We start from the raw sequence: 10,141 nt of genomic DNA, 5'->3' as shown, positions 1-10,141 counted from the left end.
AGTTGTTGTTGTGACTTAACTATACAAAAGAAGGTCCTCTTTTTCATTAAAAACGCTCGCCTACCGCGCTTCGCTTGCTCGCCTCGTCTTTTGATATTGAAGTCGATCGACTCCAACATCAAAAGACGAGGTATTTTTTCTCCCACAAACATTTTACTCTAACAATTTAAAACACTATACATTTTAACTGAGAGAGAATTAGATTCTAACTCAGTTAGAATTGCTCATTAAATTTAGTCAATATTTTTTCATAGTCAGTTAAAAAATCAATTTCTGACCAGTAACAATTATTAACGTCCTCTACATATACTTCTTGTTGTTCATCAGCCAAATCATAAAGAGTATCCTCCCACCAATAATAAAAACATTCCTTGTCTATTAATTTAATTAAGTTCTCTCTAAAATCCACTATATCTTTGCTCTTAACTTTTGCTAATCCTACATATTCTCCACTTCTTTGAGATAATGGTAAATTTTTTCCGTAGTGTGTTATACAATTTTTTTCTACTCCTAAATAATAATCACCATTTTCAATTCTAGTATTATCCATTAACATTAATGGGGATTTATCACTGTGAATAATTTGTTTTATAATCTTTGAAGTAACAAACACATCTCCATTCATAATGATAGTATCTTCTATTAGATAATCCTTAGCAAACCACAATGAAGCAATACTATTTGTAATTCTGTAAAAAGGATTTTCTATTATCTTAACAGGTAAATCACTTATAGATTCAATTACTTTTTCTTTCTGGTACCCTACAACTACGATCACTTCAAAATCATACTCAAGGAATTCACTGACAGTTCGACGAATAAGAGGCATTTTATCGATAGGCAAAATACATTTGGGTAAACCTTCTATATCTGCACTTATCCTACTCCCTACTCCAGCGGCCATAATTATAACTTTCATATAATCCCAACCTTAAATTTTATTTAATAGACATATTAGCAAGTTTAATGAACTATCTGATATATTTCCTATATGACCAACACGTAACATTGAATTTGAATGAGGAGGACCTGACGGATTAAGAATTAAATTGTTATCATGTTTTAGCGTTTGATAAATTTCAATCGCATTTTTTTTAATAGGAAAAATAGGTGTTAACATATTTGATAGATTGTAATTAGGGATATCATATTTAGTTCTATCTATACTTGCCCTAAAATGTTCTGCTCTTTTTTCTATACCTTCCATATAAGCATCCCACCCCATATTTTCTACTATTTTTAAATGCTCTTCGACTTGAAGTAAGACCGAGATTGCAGGCGTATATGGAGTTTGTCCTCTTTCGATGTTTACAAAGTAATCTGTTAAATTAAAATAAATACTTTTAACATTATTATTTAATATCGATTTGTAAGCTCTGGTATTAACAACAACAAACGCTAACCCTGAACCTGACGCCAAACCCTTATTTGAACTAATTATGGTAACATCAACATCGTATTCATCCATTGCATAAGGATCAGCTAAAAATGAACCAATTGCATCAACTACTAACAATGAATTATTCTCTGATGCAAAATTACTAATGATATCAATGGGATATAATTGTCCAGTAGAAGTTTCATGAATATTAACAAGTATTCCAGTGTATTTTTTATTTCTGTATGGAAGAAAATGATTTGCTCCTAGTTTCTCATCGGGATTTAATGTCAATGTGTCATATGGGATTTTATGTAATTCACAAATTTTCCTAAATCTTTCTCCGAAATTACCACCATTAATTATTAATAGTCTATCATTTTCATTGAAAACATTCATTACTGAGGCTTCCATTGCTCCTGTGCCTGATGAAGTTAAAATAGCTAGCCTTGACGCCTCATTTGTTCCTATCATTTTCTTAATTCTTTTCTCTATATTCAAAATGATATCCGAAAATTCTTTTGTTCTGAAATAAGGTGGTTGGATTTTCCCAGCTTCTAATACTTCTGGAAACATCTCTACTGGCCCTATCGTAAATAAGGTCATATTATCGATCACTCCAAATACATTTTGATATGTGTTTAACTCTATTTTCTGGATTAGGTATATTCATATAATTATCATACTGTTCCCTTAATATTTCATCTGCATTTTTAGGGGCATGAAATGAATCATATCTAAAAGATACTAACATCAAAGGAAAAACTTCTTCATACTCATAAATACCACCTAAGATTCTATCACTTATTACCAATGATTTATTTATGGATAGTCTTTCTATCGATAAATAAACCATTTTATTCAACAGTTTAATTAAAATGAATATGAACTTAGTAATTTTATAACTAGCAAAATTGATTTTGTTATCCATAATTTTTAAGATAGAGTAATTTAATCTGTTAAATTTATTAATTTTTTTCATTTTGAAAAAATCTATAAACAAACCATGTTCATAACTTTGACCCGACTCATCATATATTAACGTTTTTTTATCAGTCAACCTTGTATCTATATCCCACGTTATCTGTTGCGAGGATTGGTCAACTATAGCGCACTCATTACCCAGTTTCGCTTTTAACAATTCCATCGCTTCTGAAAACGATTCTTCAGGAATATGAATATCTAAATCGTCGTCCCATGGTATAAAATCTTTATGTCGCACTGCTCCTAATAAAGTTCCGAAGCTTAAAAAAAAAGTGATATTATGTTGTTTGAAAATATCATTTATTTTAACTAACAATTGAAATAGTCTGTCATGAATCTCATCTTGACTTAATTCTTCGTTCATATTATCACCCTCATTTATCAATTTGAGCTAAGAATTTACAATAATCAATTGTTAATTTCGCCACTTGAAAATGTTGAAATACAATGCCCGGTTTATTCACATTAATCTCAATTAAATGAAGCTTTAAGTTTTCATCTATTGCTATATCAAAAGCTATTTCATTAATAGCATGTTCTCTTGATTCTTCAAATGATAGAGCAATCGCTTGGGTCATAAACTCAATTTTTTCATCTAATTCTTTTAAAGTCATATTGGAAATGTTTCTAAATGCAAAGCCTTCCAAAGTTGAAATTTGTCCACCTCTATTGGCTGCTGAAATTGTAGCATAATTAAAGCCGATTCTTACATACTTGATCGCACATTCCCATTTGTTATGTCCATTTTTTAACATATGAACCCTTAGATCAAATGGCCGGTCATCTACTGTACGTGTGGATATATATTGTTGAACAATAAAAGTATCTTTCTTAAGTGATTTTCTAAAATAATTCGTAAATGTAATATAATTGACTGTTCTTTTCTTGTCTTTTTCTATTATGACATATTCATCAATAGACTTTTTATAAACGTAATGAACCCCCATAGCAAAGGAACCTACTTCAGGTTTGATAATTATTTCATTAAATTTGTCAATAAAATTTTCTATGTCTTTTACCCTTTCCACTCTTTTAAAGGGTATAACATAATGACTTACATCCTCATCTTGAGATAGCTTATTATATACCTCTAATTTACTCAGTGAACCACCTTTAAATTGATTCGTGATAGGTATACCTTCTAATTCATCGTAGACAATATTAAACATAGAGTGATTTTTCAAACGCAAACGATCGTAAATAACTTCTGGATATTCAACAATTTTAGCTACCCATTCCTTATTTTCATAAAAATAACCTCGAATTAACATCTTCTCAAAATCAATATCTATTGGTGAAAAACAAAAAAAGTTAACTTCTTCATATTTAGCTGCATAAGCACAAGCCACAGCCAATTCATTAAATTCGTTTGGAGTGATCAGCATGCCAACTGAAATTTGTTCAGTCATATGCCATTTTAAAGAAGGAGATTTTTGAACATCAAATTGTTTTTCGGAAAATTGAATTTTTTGTCTTTGGTTAGTTTTAAGTATGCCATTCTCTGCAATATATTTAGCATATCCAATCGTATTAACAGCTCGCTCTTCTTCGTGATAGGTTGATTGTGGACCGTTATTCACTTCATGTAGCCAAATGCAATGTTGATCATCAAGCGTTAAATCTAATCCAAGTTCATCTAGTGAGTAGTTGTAAAGTTTATCTAGATGATTCGTGATGCCTTTAGCAATATCTTTTAAATTTTCATAATACTTACATCCAACTTTACCGAACTGATTATCAAAAAATTCTTTAATATCTTCGCTTCGTCCACCACGACTAATATTACTTAAAATCGAATGTTTACTTCCAATTCTAGGATAAATTTTTGTAATGACCCATTGTCCATCTCTGTCTTTTTGCATATGTGCCCTAAAATCATAAGGTTCATTATTTTTGGTTAATGCCTTTACATAATTCTGTATTAAAAACTGCTTACCTTTCAATATACCTTCATTTTTTAACCATGCAATGAAATCAGGTTTATTAAGTAGCTTAGTTTGATCATGATCTAACACCTTATATTGATTGTTTTTCATTTCTATATAAAAGATTTTTAACCCTCTTACACCTTTTATTGGTTTTACAACTGCCTTCTTTTTTTGATTTAGAAATTCTATAATAGAATCTTCGTCTTTTACAACTTCAAAAGGAATTAAGAGGTTCGCGTAGTCTCTGTGTTTCGCCATTTGCTTTGGTAAATATAATTTATCAATCACATGAAAGCTAGTAAATAGAGTTTTTCTTCGCAGCTTACGTTCAGTGTTCGATTGTCTGTTTTTATGTATTGCTCTTAAATTATGTACAACATCTGGTATAGTTCTTTTTTTAATTATAAACTCTCCATTATTACGTTCAGTACCGTTCACGATGCCTTTATCTAATTCGACATCTTTAGATGTAAAAAAACACAAATCTACATTCTGTTTTTCAGCTTCATTAATCAAAGCATCTATTCTCTTTTCTGGATATAAAGCTACGGGGTTCTCATCTTCATCAAAGATACCAATCGTTATTGTTTGCTTCTTGTAATCAATGGTATCAAGAAGATTTTTATCTAATTCACCCAACAGAGGAAGCAAATTAAATTGAGTCAATTCAAAAAGAGGAGCGTAATTTTTTAATTCTAATTCTTTAACTATTTGTTCACTAACCGTATCAATTTGTTTTTTTAATTTTTCTGATTTTATACTGTGACTTTTAACTAGTTGATCAATTGATGATAATCCTTCAACCATACTTGTGAATACAAATATGCTTTTATCAAAATCATTTTCTCTTATGTGTTCCTGAAATTGCTTAGTCGCATCAATAATGGTATTTAATATATTACTTACTTGTAACAATTCATTTTTCTGCATCATTTTAAACCTCTTTCCATAAATGTTCAATTGTTAATCACGTCAGTATATATCTATTATTTCATACAGTTATTGAAATAAAAAGAGGCTCTTTAAAAGAGCCTCTTTCGATTAAGATTAACCTAATAGTTGTAATACAGATTGTGGCTGTTGGTTAGCTTGAGCAAGCATAGATTGAGATGCTTGTGATAGAATGTTTGATTTAGTCATTTCCATCATCTCAGATGCCATGTCAACGTCACGAATACGTGATTCAGCTGCTGATAAGTTTTCAGATGCATTGTCTAGATTAGATATTGTGTGTTCTAAACGGTTTTGAACAGCACCTAAGTTAGAACGCGTTTCTGAAACTGATGAAATAGCAGAATCAATTGAAGCTAATTGATCATCGAAATCAGTCGTTTCGAAATCAGTAACATCAATTTCGTGTACACCTAATCCTTCTGCAGACATGTCATCAATTGTTATTTCAAGTTGTTGACCTTGGTTAGCACCGATTTGGAATGATAGTGACTCTAATGCATCGCCACCAGCACCATCTTCTAGATTACCATCTAGTAAGCTGATACCATTAAATTCTGTACGATCTGAAATACCTTCACTATCGGCTGTTCCACCAAGTTCTTGTTGAAGTGATTCAATTTCACTCTGAATTGCATCTAAGTCTTCGTCTTGGTTTGTTTCGTTTCCTGCTTGTACTGTTAATTCACGCATACGCTGCAAGATTGAGTGTGACTCATCTAATGCACCTTCTGCCGTTTGAATCAATGAAATACCATCTTGTGCATTACGGCTAGCTTGATCTAAACCGCGAATTTGACCACGCATTTTCTCAGAGATAGATAGACCTGCTGCATCATCACCTGCACGGTTAATACGCATACCTGAAGATAATTTCTCCATTGAAGACTGCATGTTGTTTTGATTGATACCCATTTGACGGTGCGTATTCAACGCTGGAATGTTGTTGTTAATAATCATAATTGTGTTCCTCCTTGAGTTTTGTTTATGTCCACGTCCTTGTGGATTTTAAGTATGGCGATCAAATGAAGGCGGCCGTCCGACATCCTCTTCGCCTGTACTAACTATATCGGTAAGGATTATAAAATGTTTAATCTTTTTTGAAAAAATTTTTTAAGTTTATTGTTTTAGCTGCCTGATTGTTCGCTTCAAGGATCGATTGATACACTTCATGCCTATGTATATCAACATCCTTAGGTGCTGATATACCAAGTTTCACTTGATCACCATCTACTGATAAGACTTGAATTTCAATGTCATCACTTATTTGAATCTTTTCGTTTAATTTACGTGTGAGCACTAGCATTTAGTTGTCCTCCTTTTCGGGAGTGGACTGAAACACGAAATCTTTTGTTGAATAAAGATCATTTTTGATGACGTATTGCTTCGCTAATTTTAATGTTTGATTTATAACAAGCGGTGCTTTTAAGTTAACAGTACTTGATTCAAGTGTGTCATGTAAAGTGACGATATTAACTAATTTCACATCTTCTTGCTTTTCAATGTTTAGTTGTTCAAGTGTTGCTTGATCAAGTTCTATTTGATAGTCGGGAACAAATGAAAACGGATTGATAATAATAAAGGCTAAGTTTTCCGTTTGAGTCGATTGTAAAATTTGAAAAGCACTTGCATCTTCTAAATTTAAAATGACAAATGATTTCTCTTCTTGAAAACCTGGAATACCTTGCGGAAATTCAATAATGTGTTCTGAGTTAATATCGATCATACCGAAATATTGAGTCTTAATTTGCACGTTACGTTCCTCCTATATACTGGTTTCAAATTGTGAACTTGGTTCGAAAGAAATATCAAGGTAAGGTTCTTGACTTAGGTAAACATCGACTCCTCCTGGGTAATAATCGGTCGTTGTCGGCGTTGGTTGTGCGTGAATAATCGGTTCATTCTTTTGTATGTGTACATCAACCTCTGCCGGTTCATAATCAATATCAACTGAAAAGTGTGAGGGGATAAAACCAATATTAAACGGTCGATAAGGACGCACTTCGTTTTGCTTAGCGATTTGAGGGATCACATCCGTTTGATTTTCAATACGCATCATTTGGTCACCTTCAAGTCGTCTTCGTTTTGAGCCTTCCTCTGCTTCTTGCATACCTTTTGCTGCTTCTCGTTCAATTGCTTCGCTAGCAGGATATTGATTCAAATCAGCAAATGCACGGGACTGGTCAATGGTTAATCGACTCGGTCGTGTTTGAATAGAGACATCTGCTTCAGGTTGTTGAATGGATAGTTCTGCTGGCCCTTGATTTAATTCTGTCACAGCATTATCAATATTTAAACCAATTCGTGCTTGTTGTGAATCAATTCTTAACTGAGGAATCGATAACATCATTCTCACCTCTTTTACTTAGTATAAGGAAAAGACCTTCCCTTTTATAGGCAAGGTCTAAAATAAACTATCTAAGAAAATCCATTAATGTCGGTTGAATAATACGAGCACCAGCCGATAGTGCTGAACGGTGAACGACTTCTTGAGATGTTAAGTTCATAATCACTTCAGCCATATCTGCATCTTCATTGTTAGACATGAGGCGTTTTGCTGAAATCGATTGGTTACCTATTCGGTCTTCAATCAATTCAACTCGATTCATTCGTGCCCCTAAATCAGCGCGTTCACTTACACTGTTATCAATGTGTCCTTCGACACTAGTAATGAATTGATCAATATTTTCCAGGTCACCTTCTGGTATTTCATTTCCATCTTCGTCAATGCCTTTTAGTCGATTTGAAAATGCTGTTATATCATCAAACATTTCTTGACTGAAGACATTGTCAGGCTGAACATTGGCACGCATTTTCGTACCCGGTGTAAGTTCCATCATTACGTCATTATAACCATCTTGTGGTTCGTTTACCGTGACATTCCCGTTATTATCTACAACAACGGGAGGTTGAAGATCACCATTTCCATCTTCTGTTCCTGTGGTTTTTGTACCATTAAAAATATATTTGTTATTCACCCGAGTATTAGCTACTTCAGCTAATTGTTCTTTTAACTGATCAACCTCTTTTGCTACATTCGCAAGTTGTTCATTATCATAAGTGCCATTCGATGTCTGAACGGCTAATTCTCGAACACGATTCAAGATTTGTGTTGTTTCATTTAACGAATCATCTGATGAGTCCATCCACGTATACATTTCTGTAATGTTTCGTTCATATTGCTCAACATTCGATACTTCAGTTCGATATCCCATCCCTTTCATCGCGACAACGGGGTCATCTGATGGGCGGTTAATTTTTTTACCAGTCGATAATTGATCCATGTATTTACCCATCGATTGGTTACTTTTACTGACGTTATTTAACATGTTTTTGGTTAACATATTTTGTGTCACACGCATTTAGTTCACCTTACCTTCCGACTAAGCCCATATTATTTATAATACGATCAATTGTTTCATCAACTGCTGTCATGCTTCTAGCTGCTGCGTTGTATGCATGCTGGAATTTGATCATATTAGTCATTTCTTCATCTAATGATACAGCACTGACTGAATCGCGATTTTCTTCAACTTGTTGGCGTAAGACACCTGAGTTATCACGCATTCGATAAGCCTCTTGTGTCACAACACCCATTTGCCCAATCATCGATTCATAGTGTGTCTTAACCGATGTTCTGTTACCTAACTCATCGACATGATTAGTATAAGCAGCAGCAAGTTCAATTGCGTGCTCACCGTCGCCACTATCACCACTGGCGCTCGCTGCAATTAAATCCGGATCATCCATGATGGATCCATTAACACCAATCGACTCAGCACCTGCTTCACCATCAAAAACAAAGAAGTCATTAATTCCTTCTTGACCGTTTAAATCAAATCCTTCACTATGAATCTCATTAAACTCAGCGGCAAACGACGTTGCCATTTGATCGAGATCTGTTAGCATTTCATTGTAATAACCCTCACCATCACCAAAACCGTTCATTTCCATTAGACCCAACATTGAGCCCGTTGAAGCGTAATCTATTGCAGCAACATCTGTTGAATCCCCCACCAAATTACCGTCTATCACTTCAGCTTCTTCTGGATTATAAAATTGAAAACTTTGTGCGTCATTGTTATCGTCAAAGTTAACATGCATATGATTCACTTCAAATTCGGAACCATCGACTAATGTTACTGGTTCATCAACCCCATTTAATGTAACTGTAGCCACACCTTCAGCAACATCACTCGGTTGGCCACTACTTTTCTCGTACGTGACATTTATATCTGCCATTTTAGATAAATTATCAAGCAGACGATCACGTTCATCATATAAATCATTCGGTACATTACCATGTGGTTCGATTTCAGCAATTTCTCTGTTAACAGCATTGATTTGATTAACCATCGAGTTAAAGTCTGATTCTGTAACTTCCATTTGTCCTTTTAAATCACCACGAATATCTTCTAAAGAGTTTGATACATAATTAAACGTATCAGTAACTGCTTCAGCACGTTGGGCAACTACAGCACGCGCACCTGAATCTTCCGGATTAACCGATAAATCTTGAATCGAATCCCAAAATTGATCCATGATGTGTGATAATCCTTCATCAGAGGGTTCATTCATAATCGATTCCATTTGATTCATCGCTTCTGCGCGTTCTTCGTAATAGCCGACTTTACCGTGTTCTTTACGGTACTGCAGATCAATAAAACGATCGCGAATACGTTCTATTGAGCCTGTTTCGACCCCGCTTCCGACATTACTTCTCATACCACCAGGTTCTCTTGATGAAGTCATCGAATTAATTTGTGACATATTGACTCTTTGGCGTGAGTAACCATCTGTATTCGCATTTGATATGTTATGTGATGTTGTATAAAGCGCTGCTTGTTGTGTGCTGAGCGCACGCTTTGCCATTTCTAAGCCGTGAAATGTTGATGTCATT

At 33.9% G+C, this 10,141-nt stretch carries 10 protein-coding genes; all 10 read right to left on the bottom strand.

Annotation, left to right across the window (positions count from 1 at the left end):
* Window positions 1–214: 214 nt before the first annotated feature.
* Window positions 215–919, bottom strand: a complete 705-nt coding sequence (locus BLR62_RS09665; RefSeq protein ID WP_090796314.1) for a phosphocholine cytidylyltransferase family protein — start codon at window positions 917–919, stop codon at window positions 215–217.
* Between the two features lie 12 nt (window positions 920–931).
* On the bottom strand, window positions 932–1,984 hold the full coding sequence (locus BLR62_RS09660; RefSeq protein WP_090796312.1) for a pyridoxal-phosphate-dependent aminotransferase family protein: 1,053 nt from the start codon (window positions 1,982–1,984) through the stop codon (window positions 932–934).
* A gap of 1 nt (window position 1,985) precedes the next feature.
* A complete protein-coding gene (locus BLR62_RS09655; RefSeq protein ID WP_090796310.1) occupies window positions 1,986–2,726 on the bottom strand; it encodes a LicD family protein in 741 nt (246 codons plus the stop codon).
* Window positions 2,727–2,736: 10 nt separating this feature from the next.
* Window positions 2,737–5,220 (bottom strand): YheC/YheD family protein, encoded by a 2,484-nt coding sequence (locus BLR62_RS09650; protein WP_176759271.1) that lies wholly within the window; start codon window positions 5,218–5,220, stop codon window positions 2,737–2,739.
* Window positions 5,221–5,337: 117 nt separating this feature from the next.
* Complete coding sequence (hag, locus tag BLR62_RS09645; protein WP_090796305.1) at window positions 5,338–6,201, bottom strand: flagellin Hag; 864 nt, start codon at window positions 6,199–6,201, stop codon at window positions 5,338–5,340.
* Between the two features lie 130 nt (window positions 6,202–6,331).
* Window positions 6,332–6,547, bottom strand: a complete 216-nt coding sequence (csrA, locus tag BLR62_RS09640) for a carbon storage regulator CsrA (protein WP_090796303.1) — start codon at window positions 6,545–6,547, stop codon at window positions 6,332–6,334.
* The gene (gene fliW / locus BLR62_RS09635) at window positions 6,548–6,967 is read right to left on the bottom strand and encodes a flagellar assembly protein FliW (RefSeq protein ID WP_425438877.1); all 420 of its coding nucleotides are present in this window, start codon (window positions 6,965–6,967) and stop codon (window positions 6,548–6,550) included.
* 39 nt (window positions 6,968–7,006) lie between these two features.
* Window positions 7,007–7,588 carry a DUF6470 family protein gene (locus BLR62_RS09630; RefSeq protein WP_090796299.1) on the bottom strand — a complete coding sequence of 194 codons (582 nt, stop codon included), beginning with the start codon at window positions 7,586–7,588 and terminating at the stop codon, window positions 7,007–7,009.
* A gap of 67 nt (window positions 7,589–7,655) precedes the next feature.
* Window positions 7,656–8,603: a flagellar hook-associated protein FlgL gene (gene flgL, locus BLR62_RS09625; RefSeq protein ID WP_090796296.1), complete on the bottom strand. Its 948-nt coding sequence runs from the start codon at window positions 8,601–8,603 to the stop codon at window positions 7,656–7,658.
* Between the two features lie 10 nt (window positions 8,604–8,613).
* On the bottom strand, window positions 8,614–10,140 hold the full coding sequence (gene flgK, locus BLR62_RS09620) for a flagellar hook-associated protein FlgK (protein ID WP_090796294.1): 1,527 nt from the start codon (window positions 10,138–10,140) through the stop codon (window positions 8,614–8,616).
* Between the last annotated feature and the right edge of the window lies 1 nt (window position 10,141).

Origin of the sequence: Pelagirhabdus alkalitolerans, assembly GCF_900096905.1 — a bacterium.
Lineage (GTDB): Bacteria > Bacillota > Bacilli > Bacillales > Amphibacillaceae > Pelagirhabdus > Pelagirhabdus alkalitolerans.
Note: the sequence above shows the minus strand (reverse complement) of the source record. Positions and strands in the feature narration are given on the sequence as shown.